This window comes from Ensifer adhaerens (genome assembly GCF_001270265.1).
In the GTDB taxonomy this organism is placed as follows: domain Bacteria; phylum Pseudomonadota; class Alphaproteobacteria; order Rhizobiales; family Rhizobiaceae; genus Ensifer; species Ensifer adhaerens_B.
This window is the reverse complement of record NZ_LGAP01000002.1, coordinates 560,253-583,522: the sequence shown is the minus strand read 5'-3', so window position 1 is coordinate 583,522 and position 23,270 is coordinate 560,253. Positions and strand designations below refer to the sequence as shown.

The window sequence follows — 23,270 nt, the reverse complement described above, 5'->3', positions numbered from 1 at the left end:
CGGCAGACGCCCTAACTCTATGAAAATGCGCATGGTCCGCTGCCGGGAACGATTCCGGTTTTTGCGGCCATGCATCAGCAGGAATGAATGGCATGCCCAAGCATAGGGAACGCAAGGACGACGACAGCATTCGCTTCATCCTCAATGACAGCGAGGTCGCGCTTTCCGACGTGGCGCCGACCGCGACCCTGCTCGACTATCTCAGGCTCGAACGCCGGCTGACAGGAACCAAGGAAGGCTGCGCCGAGGGCGATTGCGGTGCCTGCACCGTGCTCGTCGGCCGCCTTGCGGGCGACGCGCTGGTCTACGAAAGCGTCAATGCCTGCATCCGCTTCGTCGGATCGTTGCATGCGACCCATGTGGTGACCGTCGAACATCTCGCGGCAAGGGACGGAACGCTGCATCCGGTGCAGCAGGCAATGGTCGATTTCCATGGCTCACAATGCGGCTTCTGCACCCCCGGCTTCGTCATGTCGCTTTATGGCCTCTGGCTTTCGAACGATGATCCGAGCCGCGCCGACATCGAAAAGGCGCTGCAAGGCAACCTCTGTCGCTGCACCGGCTACGAGCCGATCGTAAAAGCGGCCGAGGCCGCCGCAAGCGCGCGACCATCTGCCATCTTCGATCCGATCACGGCTGCGCGCGAGGCGACCATTGCCCGCCTCAGGGCGCTGCAACCCGAGAAAACGATCACGATCCGCCATGGTGAAAGCTGTCTGATCGTGCCGGCGGATGCTGCCGGCCTCGCGGCGGCTCTTGCCGAACACACGGGCGCGACCGTGGTTGCCGGCGCGACCGATGTCGGCCTCTGGGTCACCAAGCAGATGCTGCCGATCGATCCCGTCATCTTCATCAACGGTATCACGGAGCTGCAGCGCATCGAGGAAAGCGGTGCCGGCCTGACCATTGGCGCCGGCGTCAGCTACACCGCCGCCTTTGCAGCGCTCAGCAAGGCCTATCCGGCCTTCGGCCGGTTGATCGATCGCATCGGCGGCGAACAGGTGCGCAATATGGGCACGATCGGCGGCAACATCGCCAACGGTTCGCCGATCGGCGATAGTCCGCCGCCCCTGATCGTGCTTGGGGCAACCGTCACGCTGCGATCGACGGAAGGCAGCCGTACGCTGCCGCTGGAGGATTTCTTCATCGCCTATGGCAAGCAGGACCGCAAAGCCGACGAGTTCGTCGAGAGCATCTTCGTACCCAGGCTGCCGGCGGATGAGCTGTTTGCGGCCTACAAGATCTCCAAGCGCCGCGACGAGGACATTTCCGCATTGCTCGGCGCCTTCCGCATTTCCCTCGACGGCAACAGGGTGAAGACCGCCCGCATCGCCTTCGGCGGCATGGCCGGCACGCCGAAGCGCGCCGCAACCGTGGAAGCAGCACTCATCGGCAAGCCCTGGACCGAGGAAACGGTGCGCGCCGCTCAAGCAGCCTTCGAAGCGGACTACCAGCCCTTGAGCGATTGGCGCGCCACCAGCACCTATCGCATGCTGGCTGCAAAAAACCTGTTGATGCGTTTCCTGCTCGAAAGCGGCGGTCAGCCGGCGGAGCTCGTGCGCTATGCGGCGGGAGAGAGGTGATCATGGACAAGTCGACCTTCGAGGAACGCAAGGCGATCAGCGGCCAGATGCATTCTCACCAGCGCCATGACAGTGCCCACAAGCACGTGGCCGGCACCGCCGATTATATCGACGACATGCCGGAACCAGCGGGCACCCTGCACGGCGCGCTGGGGATGACCGATCGTGCCCATGCCGAAATCACCGAGATGGATCTCTCGGCTGTCGCCGCAGCGCCCGGCGTCGTCTGCGTGCTGACCGCCAGGGACATGCCCCATTCCAACGACATCAGCCCCAGCCACCTGCATGACGAACCGGTGCTTGCCGACGGCATCGTGCAGTTCCACGGCCAGCCGGCCTTTGCCGTCATCGCCGAGACGCGCGACATCGCCCGCCGTGCTGCCCGGCTGGCAAAGATCAGCTATCGCGACCTGCCGCATTTTACCGACATCACCGATGCCGTCGCCCATGGCGGCGAACTCGTCACCCAGCCCCTCTCCCTGCAGCGCGGCGATGCCGATGCCGAACTGGAGAAGGCGCCGCGGCGGCTGAAGGGCCGGATGCGCGTCGGCGGCCAGGAGCATTTTTACCTCGAAGGCCACATCGCCCTTGCCATTCCCGGCGAGGACGACGAGGTCACCGTCTGGTCGTCCACCCAGCACCCGAGCGAAATCCAGCACATGGTCTCGCACGTGCTCGGCGTTCCCTCCAATGCAGTCACCGTCAATGTGCGCCGCATGGGCGGCGGCTTCGGCGGCAAGGAAACGCAGGGCAACCAGTTCGCGGCCCTTGCGGCCGTGGCGGCCAAGAAGCTCGGCCGCGCCGTCAAGTTTCGCCCGGACCGCGACGAGGACATGACGGCCACCGGCAAGCGTCACGATTTCCTCGTCGACTACGATGTCGGCTTCGACGAAGACGGCCGCATCCGCGCCGTTCACGCCAACTATGCAGCGCGCTGCGGCTACTCCTCCGATCTCTCCGGACCGGTGACCGACCGCGCGCTGTTCCACGCGGACAGCTCCTATTTCTCCCCGCATGTGAAGCTGACGTCGCAGCCGCTGAAGACGAACACCGTCTCCAACACCGCCTATCGCGGCTTCGGCGGCCCGCAGGGCATGGTCGGCGGCGAGCGCATGATCGAGGAGATCGCCTACGCACTCGGCAAGGATCCGCTCGAAATCCGCAAACTCAATTTCTATGGCGAGAAGGGTTCGGGCCGCGACATCACCCCCTACCACCAGCATGTCGAAGACAACATCATCGCGCGCATCGTCGCCGAGCTCGAAGAAAGTGCCGACTATCAGGCACGCCGCGAGGCGATCCTCGACTTCAATCGCAATAGCCGCATCATTCGCAAGGGCATTGCGCTGACGCCGGTAAAGTTCGGCATCTCCTTCACCATGACCGCGTTCAACCAGGCGGGCGCGCTGGTGCACATCTACCAGGATGGCTCGATCCACCTGAACCATGGCGGCACCGAGATGGGCCAGGGCCTCTATGTGAAGGTCGCTCAGGTGATCGCCGACAGCTTCCAGGTCGATCTCGACCGGGTCCGCATCACGGCGACCACGACCGGCAAGGTCCCGAACACCTCGGCAACGGCCGCGTCCTCGGGCTCGGACCTCAACGGCATGGCCGCCTTCGATGCGGCGCGACAGATCAAGGAGCGGCTCGTCGCCTTTGCAGCTGAGCGCTGGCAGACGACCGCCGAGAACGTCACCTTCGTTCCCGATCATGTGAAGATCGGCGAGGAACTGGTGCCCTTCCCCGAATTCATCAAGCTCGCCTATATGGCGCGCGTGCAGCTTTCGGCCGCCGGCTTCTACAAGACGCCGAAGATCCATTGGGACCGCGCGACCGGCCGGGGAACGCCCTTCTACTACTTCGCCTATGGCGCCGCGGTGTCGGAAGTGTCGATCGACACGCTGACCGGCGAATACATGGTCGACCGCGTCGACGTGCTGCACGATGTCGGCCGCTCGCTCAATCCGGCAATCGACCTTGGCCAGATCGAAGGCGGCTTCGTCCAGGGCATGGGCTGGCTGACGACCGAGGAACTGTGGTGGGACGACAAGGGCCGGCTGCGCACCCATGCGCCCTCGACCTACAAGATCCCGCTCGCCTCCGACCGGCCGAAGATCTTCAACGTCAAACTGGCCGAGTGGTCGGAAAATGCGGAAAGGACCATCGGGCGGTCCAAGGCCGTGGGCGAGCCGCCCTTCATGCTGCCGATCTCGGTGCTCGAGGCGCTGTCGATGGCAGTCGCGAGCGTTGCCGATTACCGCGAATGCCCGCGTCTTGATACACCGGCGACGCCGGAGCGTGTGCTGATGGCCGTCGAACGCCTTCGGCAATCCTGACGACCAACCTTTTGGGTGGTGACGGCGTCGCGCATCCTGTTTGCTGCGCGACGCTCTGGACGAGCCCGGTCAGATCCGGGGGAGCTCATCGCAGTCGAAGAGCCGGTGAGCGTCGGAATTCGCCTCGGCATCGTCGCCATAGGGACCGCGGCCATCCATGAAACCCATGTCTCTCTTGATATGGTCGGACAGCGCTTTGACATCGAGGACCGGCTTGGCGGCAACGGCGCCGCGAAACAGGGTGGACGCGAGCCGCACGACCGTATCCAGCGAAAGAAGCGGTTTTCTTTCAGTATGTTCGAGAACGTCGCAAGTCATTTTGAGCACCTGTTCGTCTTGGGAAGTTGACTTGCAGGATGCCGTGGACGAGGATTGAAATCCAATCGAACATCCGTCTGCATGCATCAAGAGAACTTATCCATGAAGATGTCCAAGCAGTTTCCGTTGAATGCGCTCCGGGTCTTCGAAGCCGTGGCCCGCCTCGGCAGTTTCACCAAGGCCGGCGAAGAGCTGGGCATGACCCAGACCGCTGTCAGCTATCAGATCAAGCTGATCGAGGAGAATGTCGGCGAACCGCTGTTCCTGCGCCGACCGCGCCAGATCGCGCTCACCGATGTCGGCCAGCGGCTGGCGCCGCGGGTCACCGAAGCCTTCGAGATGTTGCAGGAGGCCGTCTCCTCGGCGCGCGGTGACATCGACAGCGCGCTTCTGATCAGCTCGACGCCGACCTTCGCCTCGCAATGGCTCGCCCGCAACATCGGCTCGTTTCAGCTCGCCCATCCCACCATCGCCGTGCGGCTGAGCACCAACGACAAGATCATCGATTTTGCCAGCGAACCCGCGGATCTGGCGATCCGCTCCGGTGCCGGCGTCTGGCCGGGACTCGACAGCCACCCGCTGATGCGCGTCGAGTTCAGCCCGATGCTGAGCCCGACGCTCGCCGAAACCGTCGGCGGGATACGCGAACCGCGCGATCTCCTGAAACTGCGGATCATCGACGCGGGCGATCCCTGGTGGCGGATCTGGTTTTCCGCTGCCGGCGTCGACGATCCGGACCTCGAGGGTCGCCCGACGAGCCGGCTCGGCGCACAATCCTTCGAGGCGCGCGCCGCCGTTGCCGGCCAGGGCGTGGCCATCCTGACGCCGGAATTCTACGGCGACGACGTGGCGCTCGGCCGGCTCTACCAGCCTTTCGACCTGCGCTGCAGCGACGGCTGCGACTATTGGCTGGCCTATCCCCATGCGCGCCGCAACACGCCGAAGATCCGCATCTTCCGCGACTGGATCCTCGGCGAGCTCTGCCCCTCGGTGCAGTTCGGGGCCGATTGGGAAGAAAAGCGCAAGGCCGCATTCACCGGCTAAGTGTAACCCATTAGAATCGATCAGGTTTATCGCCAGGGCGATTTCATCCTTGAAATCGTCCCGCCCCCTTCCCCAACCCCCGGTTTTTGCGCAAGGTGCGCTGACGGAGAGAATAAAGGGGACCTGAATGTACGAGTTCGCCATCGCCTGGGAATGGCTGGCCTTCGCCGTCCGCTGGCTGCATGTCATCACTGCCATCGCCTGGATCGGCTCATCCTTCTATTTCATCGCGCTCGACCTCGGCCTGGTGAAGCGCGATCACCTGCCGGCCGGTGCCTATGGCGAGGAATGGCAGGTGCATGGCGGCGGCTTCTATCACATCCAGAAATATCTGGTCGCCCCCGCCTCGATGCCGGAGCACCTGACCTGGTTCAAATGGGAATCCTACATGACGTGGCTTTCGGGCTTCGCCATGCTCTGTCTCGTCTATTACGGCGGCGCCGATCTTTTCCTGATCGACCGCCACGTGCTCGATATCTCGGCGACCACGGCAATCCTGATCTCACTTGGCTCACTCGGCATAGGTTGGATCTTCTATGACCTGCTCTGCAAGTCGCCGATCGGCAAGAACACCTGGGGCCTGATGGCGCTTCTCTATGTGGCGTTGGTGATCATGGCTTGGGGCTATACGCAGGTCTTCACCGGCCGCGCCGCCTTCCTGCATCTCGGCGCCTTCACTGCGACCATCATGTCGGCCAACGTCTTCCTCCTCATCATCCCCAACCAGAAGATCGTCGTCGCCGACCTGATCGCCGGCCGCACGCCCGATCCCAAGCTCGGCGCCCAGGCCAAGCAGCGCTCGCTGCACAACAACTACCTGACCCTGCCGGTCATCTTCTTCATGCTGTCGAACCACTACCCGCTGGCCTTTGCCACCGCCTTCAACTGGATCATCGCGGCACTGGTGTTCCTGATGGGCGTCACCATCCGGCACTGGTTCAACACGACGCATGCCCGCAAGGGCAAGCCCACCTGGACCTGGCTTGTCACCGTCCTCCTCTTCTTCCTGATCATGTGGCTTTCGACCGTGCCGAAGGTTCTGACGGGCGAAGAAAAGGCCGAGGTCGCGCCGGTCTTTGCCCGGTTTGCTGAGAATGCCCACTTCCCCGCCGTCAAGGACGCGATCTCGACCCGCTGTTCCATGTGTCATGCGGCCGAACCGGTCTATGAGGGCATCACCCGGCCGCCCAATGGCGTGGTGTTGGAAAGCGACCGGGAGATTGCCGCCCGCGCTCGCGAAATCTATATCCAGGCGGGGCGCAGCCATGCCATGCCGCCCGGCAACATAACTGATATGACGACGGACGAGCGCCAGTTGCTGACAGCCTGGTTCGAAAGCGCCGTCGAGGAAGGCAAGACACAATGACATCGACGCTCATCCGCGGCCGCCTGCTGAGCTTCCATCGCGCGCCCGAAAACATCGACGACAGCGCTGCCTATGCCTACGAGGCCGATGGCGCGCTGCTGGTCGAGGGCGGGCAGATCAAGGCGTCGGGCGCCTATGCGACCGTCGGGGCCGAAGCCCCGGATGATATCGTCGAGATCGATCACCGTCCGCATCTGATCGTGCCGGGTTTCATCGACACCCATCTGCATTTTCCGCAGATGCAGGTGATGGCGTCCTACGCCGCCAATCTGCTCGAATGGCTGAACACCTACACCTTCCCGGAGGAATGCCGCTTCGTCGAGACCGCCCATGCCGAGCGCATTGCCAGCCGCTTCTTCGACGAAATGGTTCGCCACGGAACGACCACAGCGGCTGCCTATTGCTCGGTGCACAAGGCATCCGCCGACGCCTTCTTCGCCGAGGCGCTGCGCCGCGACATGCGCATGATCGCCGGCAAGGTGATGATGGATCGCAATGCCCCGCAGGGCCTGCTCGACACGCCGCAGATGGGCTACGACGAGACGCGCGCGGTGATCCGTGAGTGGCACGGCAAGGGCCGCAACCACGTGGCCATCACCCCGCGCTTTGCCATCACCTCGACGCCGGAGCAGATGGACGTCGCCAAGTCGCTCGTGCACGAATTCCCCGATCTGCACGTCCAGACGCATCTCTCCGAAAACCGCGACGAGATCGCCTTTACCTGCGAGCTTTATCCGGAAGCCAAGGACTACACCGACGTTTACGCCCGCTACGGCCTGCTCGGGCCGAAAAGCCTGTTCGGCCACTGCATCCATCTCTCCGAGCGCGAGGCGGATGTGATGAGCGAGACGGGATCGGTCGCGGTCTTCTGCCCCACATCCAACCTCTTTCTCGGCTCGGGCCTGTTCCCCTTGCGGGCGCTCAACCGGCGGGAAAAGCCGGTGCGCACCTCGGTTGCCTCTGATATCGGCGGCGGCACCAGCTATTCCATGCTGAAGACGCTCGACGAGGCCTACAAGATCCTGCAACTGCAGGGCGAGCGGCTGAACCCGTTCGACAGCTTCTTCATGATGACCCGCGGCAATGCCGAGGCGCTGTCGTTGGTCGACAAGATCGGCACGCTTGAGCCGAGCACCGACGCCGACTTCATCGTGCTTGACATGGCGGCAACGCCGGCGATGGCGTTGCGCGCCGAAGTGGTCAATTCGCTCGCCGACGAGCTTTTCCTGCTGCAGACCATGGGCGACGACCGCTCGATCGTCGAGACCTATGTGGCGGGAAAACCGGCCAAGTCGGCGCTCGTTGCGGGCTGATTCGTAAGCCTAAAGCAAAGAGGTCAAAAAAATTGACCTCTTTGCTCCAGCGCTATTAACAAGCCTCCGGCAAACATGGTAAGGGCTCTGAAGTCATTCCTGGAGCAGGCGTGCGCGGCTTTCACCGGCATCCCGCTCTGACCTGTGTTTCAGATGAAGGCCGTTTCCATGACGCAAATCCTCGAAATCAGCGACCTCAAGGCCCTCGCCAAGCGCCGCGTACCGAAGCTTTTCTTCGATTACGCCGACAGCGGCGCCTGGACCGAGGGCACCTATCGCGCCAACGAGGAAGACTTCGCCAAGGTGAAGCTGCGCCAGCGGGTGTTGGTCGACATGACCAACCGCTCGCTGGAAACGACCATGATCGGCCAGAAGGTGTCGATGCCGGTGGCGCTGGCACCGACGGGCCTCACCGGCATGCAGCACGCCGACGGCGAGATGCTGGCGGCGCAGGCGGCAGAAGCCTTCGGCGTTCCCTTCACGCTGTCGACCATGAGCATCTGCTCGATCGAGGACGTCGCCTCGGTCACGACCAAACCCTTCTGGTTCCAGCTCTATGTCATGCGCGAGCGCGAATTCGTGCTGAACCTGATCGACCGGGCAAAGGCGGCCAAATGCTCGGCACTGGTGCTGACGCTCGACCTGCAGATCCTCGGCCAGCGCCACAAGGACCTGCGCAACAACCTGTCGGCGCCGCCGAAGCTGACCCCCAAACATCTCTGGCAGATGGCGACACGTCCCGGCTGGTGCATGAAGATGCTCGGCACCAACCGCCGCACCTTCCGCAACATCGTCGGCCACGCCAAGAGCGTCACCGACCTCTCCTCGCTCGGCGCCTGGACGGCGGAACAGTTCGACCCGCAGCTTTCCTGGAAGGACGTCGAATGGATCAAGGAGCGCTGGGGCGGTCCGCTGATCCTGAAGGGCATTCTCGATCCGGAAGACGCCAAGATGGCGGCTGCGACCGGCGCCGACGCGATCATCGTCTCCAACCATGGCGGCCGCCAGCTCGATGGTGCCCATTCCTCGATCAGCATGCTGCCGCGCATCGTCGATGCCGTCGGCCACCAGATCGAGGTGCATCTCGACGGCGGCATCCGCTCGGGTCAGGACGTGCTGAAGGCCGTCGCCATGGGCGCCAAGGGCACCTATATCGGCCGCCCCTTCCTCTATGGTCTCGGTGCCATGGGCAAGGAAGGCGTGACCAAGGCGCTGGAAATCATCCGCAAGGAGATGGACATCACCATGGCGCTTTGCGGCAAGCGCGATATCAACGACGTCAACCGCGACATTCTTGCGGATTGACGCATCGACCCTACGTCTGCGCTCCATGGAGGCGGTTCTCGGGACCGGCTTCAAGGAGCGCCGCGCGTCAAATATGGCGCGCTCAAGACGCTGCAACGCGCTAAGTTTGCTCAAAAGTTCCGGCGGTTCAACGCCGGTCAAGGACGCCCCCGCTGTCACCGTCATGCTCGGGCTTGACCCGAGCATCCACCACCCTCAAGCCGTTACGCGTCCGGCGCAGGACTGGATCCTCGGGTCAAGCCCGAGGATGACGGGAGGAAAGGTCCGACCACGAAGGCAACATGATCATCACTCTTGAGGTCGCCCGCCAGGCCCCCGCCTCTAGATGCAGGAAGCCAGCGCTCAACTGCCGCGATAGGTGGAGTAGCCGTAGGGCGAAAGCAGCAGCGGCACGTGATAGTGGCTGGCCGGATCGGCAATGCCGAAACGCAAGGGGATCAAGTCGAGGAAAGCTGGTTCCGGCAGCGCAGCGCCCGTTGCGCGCAGATAGTCGCCGGCGTGGAAGACCAGCTCGTAACTGCCGGCCATGAAGCCGACGCCTTCGACCATGGGGCCGTCGACGCGTCCATCGCTGTTGGTCCGGACGGTGCGGATCAGTTGCCGCTCGTCGCCTTCGAGCCAATAGAGATCGATGCGCAGGCCTTCGGCCGGCTTGCCGAGCGCGGTATCGAGAACATGGGTGGTCAGGCGGCCGGTGCTGCTCATCGCGTCTCTTCCCTCAGACTGCGCTTTGGATGACGAAGGGCTGTTCGTAGACATACTCTTCAAGATTGTTGCCCGGCCCATCCCGGTCGACGACGATGAAGTCGCTGACCGTGCCCACCGACATCAGTGGATGGTGCCAGACATTGCGCCCGTAGTTGACGCCCTGCCGTCCGTTCGCCCGGAAGACCCGTGGCGCGCCCGGTCGGCCGCCCTCGTCTTCGGCAACGACGACGAGCCACGGCCGGTCGTCGAGCGGCGAGAAGCTCTGGCTGCCGAAGGGGTGCCGCTCCATCATCGTCACCTCGTAGGGGAAGGCGCGCGGCTGGCCGCGAAAGATGTTGATGATGACATTGGCGCCCTCGCCGACGACGTCGGCGCGCGCAAGCCCATGGAAGCGCTCGGTGTTACCGCCGTTGATGTAGCGCATCGAAGCCGGATCTGCCTCGATCACCGTACCGAATGGGGCGAAAGCGTCTTGCGTCAACGGTTCGATCGAAAGAAGACGCGACATCAGACCACCGCCCCGCAGCGCTCGTTGCCGGCGACAATGGCATGGTCCGGTTCGACTGCCCTCGGTACAGATGAGAGCAGATATCGAACTGATATGTCAGGCATTTTCGTCTCCTGGAAGCATGGATTGCAGCCGCAGACGGGCGATTTTCTCCACCTGCGCGCAGGCGGTTTCAAATTCCTCTTCGGTCGAATTGTCAATGCGCCTTTCGAACGAGGCGAGAATGTCGTTTTTCGTCAGGCCCTTGACCGCGATAATGAAGGGGAAGCCGAATTTCTGCGTATAGGCTTCGTTGAGCGCCGTGAACCGGGCATGCTCGTCGGCCGAAAGACGATCGAGACCGGCGGACGCCTGCTCCGCCGTCGAGTCCGCCGTCAGCTTGCCGGCGATCGCCAGCTTGCCGGCAAGATCCGGGTGGGCGCGCAGCACAGCGAGCCTTTCGCGCGGCAGGCCGGCGCGAAAGGCCTGGCAAAGTGCCGAGTGCACATTGCCGGCCGAAAGTCCCGTTGCGGCCGCCCTGTCGTAGGCCCGTTCAGCAACCCATGGAGAATGCTCGAACACGCCGCCGAAGCGGCTGACGAAGGCGTCGCGATCGGACATCAGAGAGCCCCTTCCGGCTTGTGGTGTTCATACCAGTGGCGAGCGATATCGATGCGGCGCGGTACCCACACCTTGTCGTGCGACATGACGTAGTCGATGAAGCGCGCCAACGCTGCGGCGCGGCCCGGACGACCGACGAGGCGGCAGTGCAGGCCGATGTTCATCATCTTGGCATTGCCTTCCTTGCCTTCCTCATAGAGCACGTCGAACGTGTCCTTGAGGTAGGTGAAGAATTGGTCGCCGGAGTTGAAGCCCTGGTTCGTCGCAAAGCGCATGTCGTTGGCGTCGAGCGTGTAGGGGATGATCAGATGCGGCTTGTCGGGCGTAAGCCCCGGCACCCAGTAGGGCAACTCGTCCGCGTAGGAATCGGAGGAATAGAGGAAACCACCCTCTTCGAGAACAAGCTTCAGCGTGTTGTTCGAAGGCTTGCCCTGGTAAAGGCCGAGCGGCCGCTCGCCGGTCAGCTCGGTGTGCAGCCGCACGACCTCGCGGATATGCTCGCGCTCCACCTCTTCGGGGAAATCCTTGTATTCGAGCCAGCGCAGACCGTGGCTGGCGATCTCCCAGCCCGCTTCCTTCATCGCTGCGACCGCTTCCGGGTTGCGGGCCATCGCCTGCGTTACGCCATAGACCGTCAGCGGCACGTCGCGGCTGGTGAACATGCGCCAGAGCCGCCAGAAGCCGGAACGGGAGCCGTATTCGTAAATCGATTCCATGTTGAGGTTGCGCTGCCCCTGCCAGGGTTGCGCACCGACGATCTCCGAAAGCAGGCTCTCGGACGCCGGGTCGCCATCGAGGATGCAGCTTTCGCCGCCCTCTTCGTAGTTGAGCACGAACTGCACGGCGATGCGCGCATCGCCCGGCCAGTTTGCCTTGGGCGGGTTGCGGCCATAGCCGACGAGGTCACGCGGATAGGTAGTCTCAGACATCAAATCACCCTTCGAATTTTCCGGAACGGTATCATTGCCGACCGGATTGTCGAGACAAAATGACGTCAGTGCAGACGGTTAGCGGCCCGCCATCAGCGAGGCGACCATCCGCGACAACGGCGGAACCGGGCTCGGCACAAGCGGCGCTTCAGTGGCTACCCGCTTGATCCGGTCGACCCGTTTGGTCGCGGAGATCTTGCCGAGCGGGTGCTGCGAGTGGACGCGCATCGGCGCGCCCGATTCCTGTTCGACGAACAGTGCCAGGCTGCCGATCGTCAGCGGCAGCGCCAGGCACGGTTCGAACAGGTCCCGAAGCGGCGCCTCGATGCGGCGCATCGCGTCCTGATTGAGCGGCCCGGTCAGCATCATGTGGAAGCGATATTCATCCATCACATGAGCATCGCCCCAGCGGTGCAGATTGGAAAATTGCGGCGCCGTCAGCCGGTCCGGGTCGGAGCGCTCGATCTCGTCTTCGCTGAGCGGCGCGCGAAACGCGTCGAACTCCTGGATGATGCTGCCGGCCAGAAGATGCATCGCCGTGTTGGGGATCTGCGGCATCAGCCCCCAGCACTGGCCGAGCCGGGCCACTTCCAGGCGCTCGATCTCGAACGGCGTCTGGGCGCCGGCAAAATGCATCAGCGCCTTGAGAAGCTGCGCCTCGTCCATGTCAGGATGAAGCCGGAAGGGCGACATCACCACCGCATGAAAGCCGAAGCGGCGTGGAACGGCGGTGTGAAAGGCGATCTCGGATGCGGTCAACCCGGAGATCGACGGCAGTTCTGCCGGCTCGCCGGAATAGACGTTGCGGCCGAGCCAGCTGGCGGCAACCGTTGAAAGCGGATCGGCCATCGGCGGCGTGAAACAAATAGCGTAACGCATGCGCATGCTCCGGAAATCCGCTCTGGCACAGACCCGCGACAACCGATCTCGATCGTCGCCAGGGCGCGCGCAGGGTTCAAAACCTTAGAGCTTCGGCAATGCCCTCCGATGGGGAGATGCGGCGCTCTATTGCCCGCGTCTTAGGTGATTTGCGTGACAGATTGACGAAGTAGACGGGGCAAAACCGCTCCATTGCCGTCCGGATCCGCCCGCAGCGTTTTCGGAACCATCCAGCCGACCAGCCGTTCCCTCGAGGTAGCGAACAACGATGGAGAAGAAGCGTGACCTATCACAATGCGAACCTTCAGGACGCCAGGATCAAGGAAACCCATGACCTGATCGCGAGCGACAAGGTTGAAGGCACGAAGGTCTATGGCGCCGACAACAAGCACATCGGCTCGATCGAGCGCGTGATTCTTGAAAAACGCAGCGGTCGCGTGGCCTATGCCGTGCTCGGTTTCGGCGGCTTTCTCGGCATCGGCGAAGACCACTATCCGCTGCCGTGGGCGAAGCTGACCTATGATGAGAGCCTCGGCGGCTATCGCACTGATGTGACTCGTGAACAGGTCGAGCGTGCGCCGAAATATCACGGCAACGAGGAATACGACTGGAACAGCGAGAATGGACGCCGCGTCTACGACTACTACGGCGTGCCGCCTTACTGGATGTAAGAATAGGTTTTCCGAATGTCTGATATACGGGCTCCGTCAGCGGCGGAGCCCGTATTACCCTGTAAAATCATCTTTATTTCCGGAAGGTCATTTGCAAAACAGCGACATGGCGAGGACCTCCCTCATTTCTGTGCCTGTCACAGAAATCCAGCCAGCCCAAGTCTTTGGGCCGAAGAGTCTTTTGACCCGACAGACGTCGGGTCACTGGATCCCCATCACAAGGGCGAGGATGAGGAGATTGGGGTGGCTCCCTCGTCCAGCCAGTATCCTCAGGGGTCTGTCGAGCGGCCATCTGAAGCGACCGGCTTAAAGATGTTTCTCGCGAAGTGCTGCTATGTGATTCCGGCACAAGAAGGATTCCGGAATATCGATCGACGGCTGGCCCCCAATCTCGTCGATGACGAAGCGCGCAAGGCGATGGGCGATACCGAAGCTCACCTTGAAGCCGCCGGTGAGGACCGAGAGGTTTTCGTGATCCGGATGGCGCCCGGCGATCGGCTCCCTGCCGGTCGATTTCGGCCGGATGCCGGCCCAGCGCTCAACCACCTCTGCACCCCGCAGTGCCGGGACCAGCGCCTCGGCCCGCCCGAGCAGCTCAACAAGCAGTTCATCCGTCGACAACGGATCGGCATATGCGTTCTCGCTGGTGCTGCCGACGGCGACATGGCCGTCGTCATGGGCGACGATATAGACGCCGTCGGTGAAGATGACGGGCAATTGCGGATCGACGTCGGCCAGCAGCAGCGCCGCCTGCCCCTTGACCCCGGTGCCGCTCGGTCCACGGATAGGTCCGCAGAGCGTATCGATGAGCGGGAAGCTGCCGACGCCGGCGGCCAGTACGCAATGGCCGAAGGAGATTTCCGTTCCGTCGTCGAGTTCGGCTCGGCCATGGCCGGGATAGATTGCCCGAACGCCGGTTCCCTCGATGATCCGCACGTTCGGCGATTGCGCCAGCGCCGCGTGCAGGACCGCCAGCGTCTGTCGCGGGGAAAGCCGGCCGCCGAGCGTATCGAACACCAATCCGCAGGCAGCAGCCTCCGCACCGAGCCAGCCGGACGGCAGTTCGTCGCGCACGTGCCAGAAGAACCGGCGGTCGCCGGCCCGCCAGTTTTGCATCGCATCCTGCTCGTGGCGAAGGGCGATCTCACGCAGATGCGGCTTGGCGAGCGGCATGATCCGCCCGTTGCGGCGGGAACCCCCCCAAAGCCCGGGTTCAGCCTCGAGCGCTTCTTTCTCACTCTCAAGCGACACAAGGGCATCGAACTGGAATTGTTTCTTGGCGTTCCATTTGTCCGGCATATGCGGCATCAGCGCGCCGAGTATGCCGCCGCTGGCGCCGGCACCGATGCGGCGCTCTTCGACCAGGCAAATGTCCATGCCGGTCCGCGCGGCCGTAAGGGCGGCCCAAAGCCCCATGATACCGCCGCCGACGATCAAAAGTTCGCTCATCGATTGACCTTCTCCGGTGGCGGGATTATCGCCATCGCATGACAGCATCCGCCGCAGAACCGAACCAGCCCCCGGCACATCAAAGCCTCGATTGGCACGAGGGCGATATGCCCTATTCCAGGGAATTTGGCGATCACTTTTATTGCCGCACCGATGGTCGGCTGGAATGCGGCCATGTGTTTCTTGCCGGCAACCGCCTGCCCGAACGCTGGGCCTCCGGCGGTGCGTTCACCATCGGCGAGCTTGGCTTCGGCACCGGCCTCAACTTCTGCGAAACCTGGCGGCAATGGAAAGCCACGGCTGCCAAAAGCGGCACACTGCATTTCGTCAGTTTCGAGCGATTTCCCATGCAGGCGGAAGAGATCTCCCGTGCCCTGTCGCACTGGCCCGAGATCGACGCCGAACGGCTGGCCCTTGTCGAGCGCTGGCCCGCGACAAACGACGGCAGGATCGAGATCGATTTTGGCGACGGCGTTCGCCTGAGTGTCGTCTGCGGCCCCGCTCTCGATGGCCTCGGCGAGGCGGCAGAGCGCTTCGATGCCTGGTTCCTCGATGGTTTCGCGCCATCACGCAATCCCGACATGTGGTCGGAGGAACTGATGCGGCTGGTGTTCGACAGGACGGCGCCCGACGGCAGCTTCGCCACCTATGCCGCGGCCGGCTTTGTTCGCCGCAATCTGCAAGCCGCCGGCTTTACTGTCGAGAAGCGCAAGGGCTTCGCCGGAAAACGCGAAATGCTGCGCGGCGACAAACGCTGAGCGAGGCAAACTCCTGGCCTCCACGGGCGTTTTGACGGCCTTTACTCCACCAGAGAACTGAACTGTCGCAAATGGCAGGGGCATCAACGCCAAAAATCTGCGACATAAATCCATCGGCAACGCGGTGGGTTTTTCATGAACGACGATCAGTTTCCGGATGCTGCCACAGGCGAAACTTCCTCTTCCCCGCTCGAGCGGCGACGCAGGCCCGGCGGCCGCGGTGGCGAGCGCACACGAAAATCCTCAGGCGGCAAGTATCTCAATCTCGTCAACACCCAGAGCAAGTCCACGGTGCTCTCCGACGATGCGCTCGAGGCGATCCACGACACATCGCTGACGATCCTTGAGGAAATCGGCATGGACATCATCCTGCCCGAGGCGCGCGAGCGCATGAGGGCAGCGGGTGCCGATATCACGCCCGGCACCGACCGCGTCCGCTTCGACCGTGGCCTGATCATGGACATGATCGCGTCGGTGCCCTCCTCCTTCACCATGCATGCACGCAACCCGGCCCGCAATGTCGCGATCGGTGGCAACAACCTCGTCTTCGCCCAGATCGCCAGCGCGCCGTTCGTGGCCGACCGCGAGGGCGGACGGCGCACCGGCAACCACGAGGATTTCCGCAAGCTGGTGAAGCTTGCCCAGTCCTACGACATCATTCACACCACCGGCGGCTATCCCGTCGAGCCCGTGGATTTGCACGCCTCGGTGCGCCACCTCGACTGCCTCTCCGACATGGTGAAGCTCACCGACAAGGTCTTCCACGTCTATTCGCTCGGCCGCCAGCGCAACACGGACGGCATCGAAATCGCCCGTATCGGCCGCGGCATATCCATGGAGCAGATGGAGCGCGAACCGTCGCTGTTCACGATCATCAACACCTCCTCGCCGCTGCGCCTCGACGGGCCGATGCTGCAGGGCATCATCGAAATGTCGTCGCGCAACCAAGTGGTGGTGATCACGCCCTTCACGCTTGCAGGCGCCATGGCGCCGGTGACGATCGCCGGGGCCCTGGTGCAGCAGAATGCCGAGGCGCTCTGCGGCATCGCCTTCACCCAGATGGTGCGGCGCGGGGCGCCAGTCATGTATGGCGGCTTCACCTCGAACGTCGACATGAAGACGGGAGCGCCCGCCTTCGGCACGCCGGAATACATGAAGGCGGTGATCGCCGGCGGCCAGCTCGCCCGCCGCTACAACATTCCCTACCGGACCTCGAACACCAATGCCGCCAACACGCTCGACGCTCAAGCCGCCTACGAGTCGGCGCTGTCGCTCTGGGCGCTGACGCAGGGTGGCGGCAATTTCATCATGCATGCGGCCGGCTGGACGGAAGGCGGACTGACGGCCTCCTTCGAGAAGTTCATCCTCGACGTTGACATGCTGCAGATGGTGGCGGAGTTCCTGACGCCGCTTGATGTCAGCGACGACGCGCTCGGGCTCGACGCGGTGCGCGATGTCGGCCCCGGCGGACATTACTTCGGCACGCTGCACACGCTGCAACGCTATGAGACAGCGTTCTACTCGCCGATCCTGTCCGACTGGCGCAACTTCGAGACCTGGACGGAAGCCGGGCGGCCGACGACCTATGACCACGCGAACCGGGTTTTCAAGCAGAAGCTCAACGAATACGAACGGCCGCCGCTGGATGCGGCGATCGAAGATGAACTCGACGCCTTCGTTGCAAAACGCAAGGAGGAAGGCGGCGTCCCGACAGACTTCTGAGGGAACGCTGCATGCGTATGAGAGCCTTTCCGGTCTCCGCTTTACGCGTTTCCTGAGGGGAACCCGCTACGCACTTCCCTGGAAAAGCTTCAGGGATAGACGGCCGAGCGGGCGGTTGCGATCAGTTGCTCGATCGGGACCGTCACGCAATTGCGGTCGATTTCGGCAACCGTCTTCTGCTTTACATTGGCAGAAAGCAGCTTGCGCAAGTCTCCAAGCGTCCTTGGTGCCGCGCAGATCACCAGGCTGTCGAAGGCGTTGTTGTTCAGATAACCTTCGAGCCTGCTGGCCACATCGACAGCAAAGCGGTGTTTTTCCTCGCGCACCGGATCACTGCTGTACTCCATCGCTGAACGTCCATGACCGACGGACGAATGGCTGCGCCCCGGCTTGTCGGCCATGATGTCCTGGGCGCGTTTGGGGTCGGTATGGATGACCTCCTCCTCCGGGTGCTGACGTTCGTCCTTCCGCAGGTTGACGCCCTTGACGAAGCGCGCCGTATTGCCATCCGCGGCCAGTATCCAAGTCCGGTTTTGCACGATTGTCTCCCATGAAATGATGTTGCTCGTGGGCAGGCCAGAGTAAGCCTTTAATAGAAACGGATGAAGGCCCATCCGGTTCCATGACTTCCTCGATTGAGCGCACTTTTATTGTGTGTTCGCATATTGTGTGCTCGCAGGCCTCACATGCGCGCGAGATAGGCGTCGAAGCTGCGGGCGGGCGACGGCTGGAAATGCTCGCGCTCAAACTTCATCTCCCTGATGCGATCCACCCGGAAGTCGCGAAAGTCCTGGCGCAGCTCGCACCAGGCGGTCAGCAGCCAGTGATGGCCGAAGACGCTGAGACCAAGCGGCCAGACGGTGCGCTCGGAACTTTGATCGGCAAGGCTTTCATAGGCCAGGCGCACCTTGCGTTCCTCCGTGATTGCCCGGCGCAAGTCACCCAGCATCGGCGGCGGCTTTGGCTGCAGCGCCGAGCGGAAGGCGCGGATCGGGGCACTGCGCAACCGCGCCACGTGCTCGGGCGGCAGTCCGTGCTCGATCTTTTCCATGGCCTCGCGCGCGGCCTGCGCCAGCCGGTGGTCGCCGAGCATCTGCACGGCCCGGGCACCGAAGGCCAACGCTTCGAGCTGCTCGAAGGTGAAGGCGAGCGGCGGCGCGTCGAAACTTTCACGCAGGAGGTATCCGACACCGCGCTCGCCGTCGATCGGCGCGCCTGACGCCATCAGATGCTCCATGTCGCGATAGATCGTCCGCCGCGCCACTTCCATCTTGTCGGCGATTTCCTGCGCCGTCATCGCCCGGCCGGTGGCCCGCATGAGCTGGATGATTCGAAACAGCCGGTCGGCAGGCCTCATTGGCGTATTCCTGTCCTCGTCCATGTGCGGTTATGGCCATAAAGCTGTCAGTTGATCTGTGATTAAGTCAAGCGGCAATCAACGTGGAGCATGCAATGACCGCCCAGAATATCCTCGAACTCGCCGTCTGCATCGTTGCGGACAAGCCGGCAGCCACAGCGGCGCGCCAACGGGCGATGCAGGCCATTTCCCACTATCCCGGCTTCATTTCCTGGCGAGCCGTCGGCTCGTGCGAAACGCCCGGCATGCTTGCGGATCTGGTCGAGTGGGAAACGCTCGACGCCGCCAAATCCGCAGGCGAGCGCGTGCGTCGCGATCCGGATTTCGCTCCTTACATGGCAGCAATCAGCGCGGTAATGCTGATGCAGCACTTTGCCGTCGAGCAACAGATCTGAGCCGGGGAGAAGACCGAGAGATGGCGGAGCCACTGAAAAACCTGCTGCATCCGGGCGTCGTCGCCACCATCGCCGACCGCCTGAGCGCGGTCCGCCCGACATTCGACCGCGGAAGGTTCACGTCACTTGCCGGCGACAATCTCGACGCGCTGGAACTGATGCAACGATCGCTGCAGATCCGCGATGCGCTCATCGAAACCCTGCCGCAGTCCTTTCCGCAAGCCGCGGCAACCCTTGGCGACTGCCTGCCTTCCGACGGAAGGACCGGCCTCAGCGGCTGGGCTTTGCTGCCCATCAGCCAATATGTCGCGGTGCGAGGGCTCGGCGATTTCGAGCTCTCGCTGTCGCTGCTGCGCGCTTTGACGCCGCACTTCACCGCCGAGTTCGGCATCCGCGTGTTCATCGACCAGGATCAGGAACGGGCGCTCACGATCATCGGCTCATGGGTCACCGACGCCAATCACCATGTCAGGCGTCTGGCAAGCGAAGGCACGCGCCCTCGCCTGCCCTGGGCGATGCGGCTGCCGAAGCTCATCCGCAATCCCGAGCCTATCCTGCCGATCCTGACGGCCCTCATCGACGACCCGGAAGACTATGTGCGCCGCTCGGTCGCCAACAGCCTCAACGACATCGCCAAGGATCACCCCGATCTGGTGGCAGGCTTCGTCGCCGAACACATGGCAGGCGCCTCACCGGAGCGGCGGCAATTGCTGCGCCACGCGTCGCGAACGCTTCTAAAGCAGGGCCATGAGGCAGCCTTTTCGAACTTCGGCTTTGCGGCGCCCTCCGGCATCGATGCTGCATTCTCGCTCGACCGGTCGGAGATCGCCCTCGGGGAAAGCCTCGTGTTCAAGCTCGCGGTCAGGCACACCGCAAAGACGGCCCAGAAGATTATGATCGACTATGCCGTGCACCATCGCAAAGCCAATGGCACGACCTCGCCCAAAGTGTTCAAATGGACATCAGCGACGCTGGAGCCGGGCGCGACGATCGAGATCAAGAAGCGTCACGCCATCCGGCCGATCACAACCCGCCGTTACTATCCTGGCGCCCATCGCGTGGTGATCCTCGTCAACGGCCAGGAGGCTGCCGACGCCGATTTCGAGCTGGCGGTGGACGAATAGCCCCCACCTCATTTCGCACCTGCGAAAAGATGCACCTTGACTTTTGGGGCCAAAACGACGACATGGACGCAGCGTCACCTTCAGGCCGCCGCGTGAGCGCGCCCTCGGCACCACAGAAAGCCGTGAAGAAGGAAAAGCGCACCCATACGCCGTAACCGGCGACAGCACAGGCGCTTGACGACTTTTTTCTTAACCCACAAGTTCCCAATTCACGCGGGGTTCTTGACGCCGAACGACACCGGAACAGCAGACTGCGGTTCCGGCGAATGCGTTTGGCGCCCCCAAAAGGTATATGCATTTGTCCACCTTTAAAGATCTTGGTCTTTCCGAACACATTCTGGAGACCCTGTCCGCCAACGGCTTTGAAAAGCCGACGCCGATCCAGGCGCAGGCCATTCCGCTGGTGTTGAAGGGCCACGACTTGATTGGTCTCGCCCAGACCGGAACCGGCAAGACCGCCGCCTTTGGCCTGCCGATGATCGAAAAGCTCGTTGCCGACGGCAAGCGTCCCGACCCGCGCAACATCCGCGCCCTGGTGCTGGCGCCGACCCGCGAACTGGTCAACCAGATCGCTGCCAACCTCAAGCTGTTCGTCAAGAAGTCCCCGCTGAAAATCGGCGTTGTCGTCGGCGGCGTCTCGATCAACAAGCAGACCGAACAGCTCGCCCGCGGCGTCGACATCCTCGTCGCAACGCCGGGTCGCCTGCTCGACCTCATCAACCGCAAGGCCGTGACGCTGACCCAGGGTCGCTACCTCGTGCTCGACGAAGCCGACCAGATGCTCGACCTCGGCTTCATCCATGACCTGCGCAAAATCTCCAAGCTCGTGCCTAAGAACCGCCAGACGCTGCTGTTCTCTGCGACGATGCCGAAGCTGATTGCCGAACTCGCCGGCGAGTATCTGACCGACCCGGTCAAGGTTCAAGTGACGCCTCCGGGCAAGGCCGCCGACAAGGTTGAACAGTATGTTCACTTCGTTCCCGGCAAGGACCTGAAGACGACCATCCTCAAGAAGACCCTGACCGACAATCCGGATGGCCTGTCGCTGATCTTCAGCCGCACCAAGCATGGCGCCGAGAAGCTGATGAAGCATCTCGACCACGTCGGCTTCAAGGCCGCCTCGATCCACGGCAACAAGAGCCAAGGCCAGCGCGAGCGTGCCCTCAAGTCCTTCCGTGACGGTGAGATCCGCGTGCTTGTCGCAACCGACGTCGCAGCCCGCGGCATCGACATCCCCGGCGTCACCCACGTCTACAACTACGACCTGCCGGAAGTTCCGGACGCCTATGTTCACCGCATCGGCCGTACCGCCCGCGCCGGCCGCGACGGCATTGCGATCGCCTTCTGCGCACCGGACGAAATCCGTCTGCTTCGCGACATCGAGAAGCTGATGGGCATCAACATCGCTGTCGCCAGCGGCGAAGCGCCTGCCGACCAGGCCCGTCCGTCCAAGGGACGCGGCGGCCGCGGCAACGGCAATGGCAACGGCCAGCACCGCGGCAATGGCGGCGGCCAGCGACAGGAATCCCGTCCGCGTCGCGAGCGTCCGGCTCGCCAGTCGGCACTCGCTCCGAGCAGCTTTGCCGGTGACGACCTCCTGCGCGACGACCGTCCGCAGAAGGCGGAACACCGTGGCCAGCGCCCGGCCGGCCAGGGCCATGCCGAAGGTCGTTCGGAAGGCAACCGCAACCACGAAGCCAAGAAGCACCACGGTCGTCCCGGCCAGAAGCCGGGCGAATGGCGCAACAAGGGCCCGCGTCCCGAAGGCCAGGGCGGCGACCGCCGCGAAGGTGGCCAGGGCGGCATGCGTCGTGGCGCCGGCGGCGGCAACCGCGGCCCGCAGGCCTGATCTGCACGAGCATTTCCAGGAATAAAGTGTGAAGCGGTTTCCGTCAGGAAATACGTAGAAACAAAGAGATAAAAACGGCGGGCCGCTTCGGCCCGCCGTTTTTTATGCCTACTGTTTGCGGTTGGTCAGGTAAACGCCGGCAACGGCAATGACCGTGCCGATGATCATCGGCAGCGTCAGCGCCTCGCCGAAGAACAGCCACGCCTGGACGGCCGCCAGCGGCGGCACGAGATAGATGAGCGAGGCGGCGCGCGACACCTGGCCACGGCGGATGAGATAGAGCAGGAGCGCGATTGCACCCATGGAAAGCCCCAGCACCGACCACGCAACCGCTGCAAAGATCTGCAGGTTCCAGGTGACGTGCAGGTCCTCCAGCATCAGGGCCAGCGGAATTGTGACTATCAACGCGCCGAGATATTGAAGCGCTGCGATCGTGCGGATGTCGCCACTCTGAAGATGTCGCTTCTGATAAAGCGTGCCATAGGTGACGGCGGCCATGCCCAGCACGTTGATGATCACCGGGAACAGGTGGATCGGCGTTGCACCCATATCGATCGAAAGCACCTTTGGCAGTACGGCAAGCGCGATGCCGAAAAAGCCGAGCACGAGCCCGAGTTTCTGCTGAACGCTGAGCTTCTCGTCGATGACGACGGAGGCGGCAATGGCCGTCATCAACGGCTGCAGCCCGGCGATGATGCCCGAGATCGCGGCGGGCACGCCCTGCCCGATCGCCCACCACACGGCGCCGAGATAGAGCCCGTGCAAAAACATGCCCGAGATGACCGCATGGGCGGCCGCCGACCAGGACTTCGGCCATTTCGCCCCGGTCACGAGGCAGAAGCCGATGAAGAGCAGGATCGCCAGGCTGTAGCGCAACACCAGAAACGTCAGCGGATCGGCAAAGGCGGCCGCATATTTGGCGACGACCCAGCCGGTCGACCAGAGCAGTACGAAGATGGCCGGAGCCAGGCGGGCGAGCGTCATTGACCTATCCGAACGGACAAAGGGAGGTCAGCCGCGATAGACGCGGGGGCGTTGATGGTCAAAGCAATT

At 63.1% G+C, this 23,270-nt stretch carries 22 protein-coding genes; 12 read left to right on the top strand and 10 right to left on the bottom strand.

The window, feature by feature from the left end; genetic code table 11:
- Window positions 1-92 precede the first annotated feature (92 nt).
- Entirely contained in the window at window positions 93-1,583 is a 1,491-nt protein-coding gene (gene xdhA / locus AC244_RS07585; RefSeq protein WP_053248424.1) for a xanthine dehydrogenase small subunit, read from the top strand.
- 2 nt (window positions 1,584-1,585) lie between these two features.
- Window positions 1,586-3,922 (top strand): xanthine dehydrogenase molybdopterin binding subunit, encoded by a 2,337-nt coding sequence (xdhB, locus tag AC244_RS07580; protein ID WP_053248157.1) that lies wholly within the window; start codon window positions 1,586-1,588, stop codon window positions 3,920-3,922.
- 69 nt (window positions 3,923-3,991) lie between these two features.
- Here xdhB and AC244_RS07575 read toward each other — a convergent pair whose 3' ends face one another.
- Entirely contained in the window at window positions 3,992-4,240 is a 249-nt protein-coding gene (locus AC244_RS07575) for a hypothetical protein (RefSeq protein ID WP_053248156.1), read from the bottom strand.
- A gap of 102 nt (window positions 4,241-4,342) precedes the next feature.
- On the opposite strand from AC244_RS07575, the gene AC244_RS07570 reads away from it, so the two are divergent.
- From AC244_RS07570 to AC244_RS07555, 4 genes are all read left to right on the top strand, one after another.
- Entirely contained in the window at window positions 4,343-5,284 is a 942-nt protein-coding gene (locus AC244_RS07570; protein ID WP_053248155.1) for a LysR substrate-binding domain-containing protein, read from the top strand.
- 127 nt (window positions 5,285-5,411) lie between these two features.
- Window positions 5,412-6,650, top strand: a complete 1,239-nt coding sequence (locus AC244_RS07565; protein ID WP_053248154.1) for a urate hydroxylase PuuD — start codon at window positions 5,412-5,414, stop codon at window positions 6,648-6,650.
- Window positions 6,647-7,963 (top strand): guanine deaminase, encoded by a 1,317-nt coding sequence (gene guaD, locus AC244_RS07560; protein ID WP_053248153.1) that lies wholly within the window; start codon window positions 6,647-6,649, stop codon window positions 7,961-7,963. Before AC244_RS07565 ends, guaD begins: the two co-directional genes overlap by 4 nt.
- Before the next feature lie 168 nt (window positions 7,964-8,131).
- Window positions 8,132-9,268 (top strand): alpha-hydroxy acid oxidase, encoded by a 1,137-nt coding sequence (locus AC244_RS07555; protein ID WP_053248152.1) that lies wholly within the window; start codon window positions 8,132-8,134, stop codon window positions 9,266-9,268.
- Between the two features lie 342 nt (window positions 9,269-9,610).
- Here AC244_RS07555 and uraH read toward each other — a convergent pair whose 3' ends face one another.
- The 5 genes from uraH to AC244_RS07530 form a co-directional block, all read right to left on the bottom strand.
- Window positions 9,611-9,973: a hydroxyisourate hydrolase gene (gene uraH, locus AC244_RS07550; RefSeq protein ID WP_053248151.1), complete on the bottom strand. Its 363-nt coding sequence runs from the start codon at window positions 9,971-9,973 to the stop codon at window positions 9,611-9,613.
- Window positions 9,974-9,986: 13 nt separating this feature from the next.
- Complete coding sequence (locus AC244_RS07545) at window positions 9,987-10,484, bottom strand: ureidoglycolate lyase (RefSeq protein WP_053248150.1); 498 nt, start codon at window positions 10,482-10,484, stop codon at window positions 9,987-9,989.
- 96 nt (window positions 10,485-10,580) lie between these two features.
- Window positions 10,581-11,084 (bottom strand): 2-oxo-4-hydroxy-4-carboxy-5-ureidoimidazoline decarboxylase, encoded by a 504-nt coding sequence (gene uraD / locus AC244_RS07540; protein ID WP_025428020.1) that lies wholly within the window; start codon window positions 11,082-11,084, stop codon window positions 10,581-10,583.
- Window positions 11,084-12,013 carry an allantoinase PuuE gene (gene puuE / locus AC244_RS07535; protein ID WP_053248149.1) on the bottom strand — a complete coding sequence of 310 codons (930 nt, stop codon included), beginning with the start codon at window positions 12,011-12,013 and terminating at the stop codon, window positions 11,084-11,086. Before puuE ends, uraD begins: the two co-directional genes overlap by 1 nt.
- 78 nt (window positions 12,014-12,091) lie before the next feature.
- Window positions 12,092-12,892, bottom strand: a complete 801-nt coding sequence (locus AC244_RS07530) for a DUF1045 domain-containing protein (RefSeq protein WP_082366765.1) — start codon at window positions 12,890-12,892, stop codon at window positions 12,092-12,094.
- Between the two features lie 281 nt (window positions 12,893-13,173).
- Between AC244_RS07530 and AC244_RS07525 the strand changes: the two genes are divergently transcribed.
- Window positions 13,174-13,563: a PRC-barrel domain-containing protein gene (locus AC244_RS07525; protein WP_053248148.1), complete on the top strand. Its 390-nt coding sequence runs from the start codon at window positions 13,174-13,176 to the stop codon at window positions 13,561-13,563.
- Between the two features lie 306 nt (window positions 13,564-13,869).
- Here AC244_RS07525 and AC244_RS07520 read toward each other — a convergent pair whose 3' ends face one another.
- The gene (locus tag AC244_RS07520; RefSeq protein WP_053248147.1) at window positions 13,870-15,012 is read right to left on the bottom strand and encodes an NAD(P)/FAD-dependent oxidoreductase; all 1,143 of its coding nucleotides are present in this window, start codon (window positions 15,010-15,012) and stop codon (window positions 13,870-13,872) included.
- A gap of 38 nt (window positions 15,013-15,050) precedes the next feature.
- On the opposite strand from AC244_RS07520, the gene mnmD reads away from it, so the two are divergent.
- Window positions 15,051-15,770 (top strand): tRNA (5-methylaminomethyl-2-thiouridine)(34)-methyltransferase MnmD, encoded by a 720-nt coding sequence (mnmD, locus tag AC244_RS07515; protein ID WP_053248146.1) that lies wholly within the window; start codon window positions 15,051-15,053, stop codon window positions 15,768-15,770.
- Between the two features lie 135 nt (window positions 15,771-15,905).
- A complete protein-coding gene (locus AC244_RS07510) occupies window positions 15,906-17,492 on the top strand; it encodes a trimethylamine methyltransferase family protein (protein WP_053248145.1) in 1,587 nt (528 codons plus the stop codon).
- A gap of 89 nt (window positions 17,493-17,581) precedes the next feature.
- On the opposite strand, the gene AC244_RS07505 is transcribed toward AC244_RS07510, so the two are convergent.
- Entirely contained in the window at window positions 17,582-18,031 is a 450-nt protein-coding gene (locus AC244_RS07505) for a host attachment protein (protein ID WP_053248423.1), read from the bottom strand.
- 143 nt (window positions 18,032-18,174) lie between these two features.
- Complete coding sequence (locus AC244_RS07500; RefSeq protein ID WP_053248144.1) at window positions 18,175-18,849, bottom strand: helix-turn-helix transcriptional regulator; 675 nt, start codon at window positions 18,847-18,849, stop codon at window positions 18,175-18,177.
- Window positions 18,850-18,944: 95 nt separating this feature from the next.
- Here AC244_RS07500 and AC244_RS07495 point away from each other — a divergent pair, with 95 nt between their 5' ends.
- The 3 genes from AC244_RS07495 (at window position 18,945) to AC244_RS07485 (ending at window position 22,217) form a co-directional block, all read left to right on the top strand.
- Window positions 18,945-19,244, top strand: a complete 300-nt coding sequence (locus AC244_RS07495; RefSeq protein WP_053248143.1) for a hypothetical protein — start codon at window positions 18,945-18,947, stop codon at window positions 19,242-19,244.
- Window positions 19,245-19,264: 20 nt separating this feature from the next.
- Window positions 19,265-20,368: a DNA alkylation repair protein gene (locus AC244_RS07490; protein ID WP_053248142.1), complete on the top strand. Its 1,104-nt coding sequence runs from the start codon at window positions 19,265-19,267 to the stop codon at window positions 20,366-20,368.
- A 298-nt stretch (window positions 20,369-20,666) separates the two neighbouring features.
- A complete protein-coding gene (locus AC244_RS07485) occupies window positions 20,667-22,217 on the top strand; it encodes a DEAD/DEAH box helicase (protein WP_053248422.1) in 1,551 nt (516 codons plus the stop codon).
- 108 nt (window positions 22,218-22,325) lie between these two features.
- Here AC244_RS07485 and AC244_RS07480 read toward each other — a convergent pair whose 3' ends face one another.
- Entirely contained in the window at window positions 22,326-23,201 is an 876-nt protein-coding gene (locus tag AC244_RS07480) for a DMT family transporter (RefSeq protein WP_053248141.1), read from the bottom strand.
- Between the last annotated feature and the right edge of the window lie 69 nt (window positions 23,202-23,270).

Bases quoted from the DNA above. Each gene is read 5' to 3' on its own strand.
- xdhA (WP_053248424.1), top strand. From the start codon at position 93: ATGCCCAAGCATAGGGAACGCAAGGACGACGACAGCATTCGCTTCATC.
- xdhB (WP_053248157.1), top strand. From the start codon at position 1,586: ATGGACAAGTCGACCTTCGAGGAACGCAAGGCGATCAGCGGCCAGATG.
- AC244_RS07575 (WP_053248156.1), bottom strand. From the start codon at position 4,240: ATGACTTGCGACGTTCTCGAACATACTGAAAGAAAACCGCTTCTTTCG.
- AC244_RS07570 (WP_053248155.1), top strand. From the start codon at position 4,343: ATGAAGATGTCCAAGCAGTTTCCGTTGAATGCGCTCCGGGTCTTCGAA.
- AC244_RS07565 (WP_053248154.1), top strand. From the start codon at position 5,412: ATGTACGAGTTCGCCATCGCCTGGGAATGGCTGGCCTTCGCCGTCCGC.
- guaD (WP_053248153.1), top strand. From the start codon at position 6,647: ATGACATCGACGCTCATCCGCGGCCGCCTGCTGAGCTTCCATCGCGCG.
- AC244_RS07555 (WP_053248152.1), top strand. From the start codon at position 8,132: ATGACGCAAATCCTCGAAATCAGCGACCTCAAGGCCCTCGCCAAGCGC.
- uraH (WP_053248151.1), bottom strand. From the start codon at position 9,973: ATGAGCAGCACCGGCCGCCTGACCACCCATGTTCTCGATACCGCGCTC.
- AC244_RS07545 (WP_053248150.1), bottom strand. From the start codon at position 10,484: ATGTCGCGTCTTCTTTCGATCGAACCGTTGACGCAAGACGCTTTCGCC.
- uraD (WP_025428020.1), bottom strand. From the start codon at position 11,084: ATGTCCGATCGCGACGCCTTCGTCAGCCGCTTCGGCGGCGTGTTCGAG.
- puuE (WP_053248149.1), bottom strand. From the start codon at position 12,013: ATGTCTGAGACTACCTATCCGCGTGACCTCGTCGGCTATGGCCGCAAC.
- AC244_RS07530 (WP_082366765.1), bottom strand. From the start codon at position 12,892: ATGCGTTACGCTATTTGTTTCACGCCGCCGATGGCCGATCCGCTTTCA.
- AC244_RS07520 (WP_053248147.1), bottom strand. From the start codon at position 15,012: ATGAGCGAACTTTTGATCGTCGGCGGCGGTATCATGGGGCTTTGGGCC.
- mnmD (WP_053248146.1), top strand. From the start codon at position 15,051: ATGACAGCATCCGCCGCAGAACCGAACCAGCCCCCGGCACATCAAAGC.
- AC244_RS07510 (WP_053248145.1), top strand. From the start codon at position 15,906: ATGAACGACGATCAGTTTCCGGATGCTGCCACAGGCGAAACTTCCTCT.
- AC244_RS07500 (WP_053248144.1), bottom strand. From the start codon at position 18,849: ATGAGGCCTGCCGACCGGCTGTTTCGAATCATCCAGCTCATGCGGGCC.
- AC244_RS07495 (WP_053248143.1), top strand. From the start codon at position 18,945: ATGACCGCCCAGAATATCCTCGAACTCGCCGTCTGCATCGTTGCGGAC.
- AC244_RS07490 (WP_053248142.1), top strand. From the start codon at position 19,265: ATGGCGGAGCCACTGAAAAACCTGCTGCATCCGGGCGTCGTCGCCACC.
- AC244_RS07480 (WP_053248141.1), bottom strand. From the start codon at position 23,201: ATGACGCTCGCCCGCCTGGCTCCGGCCATCTTCGTACTGCTCTGGTCG.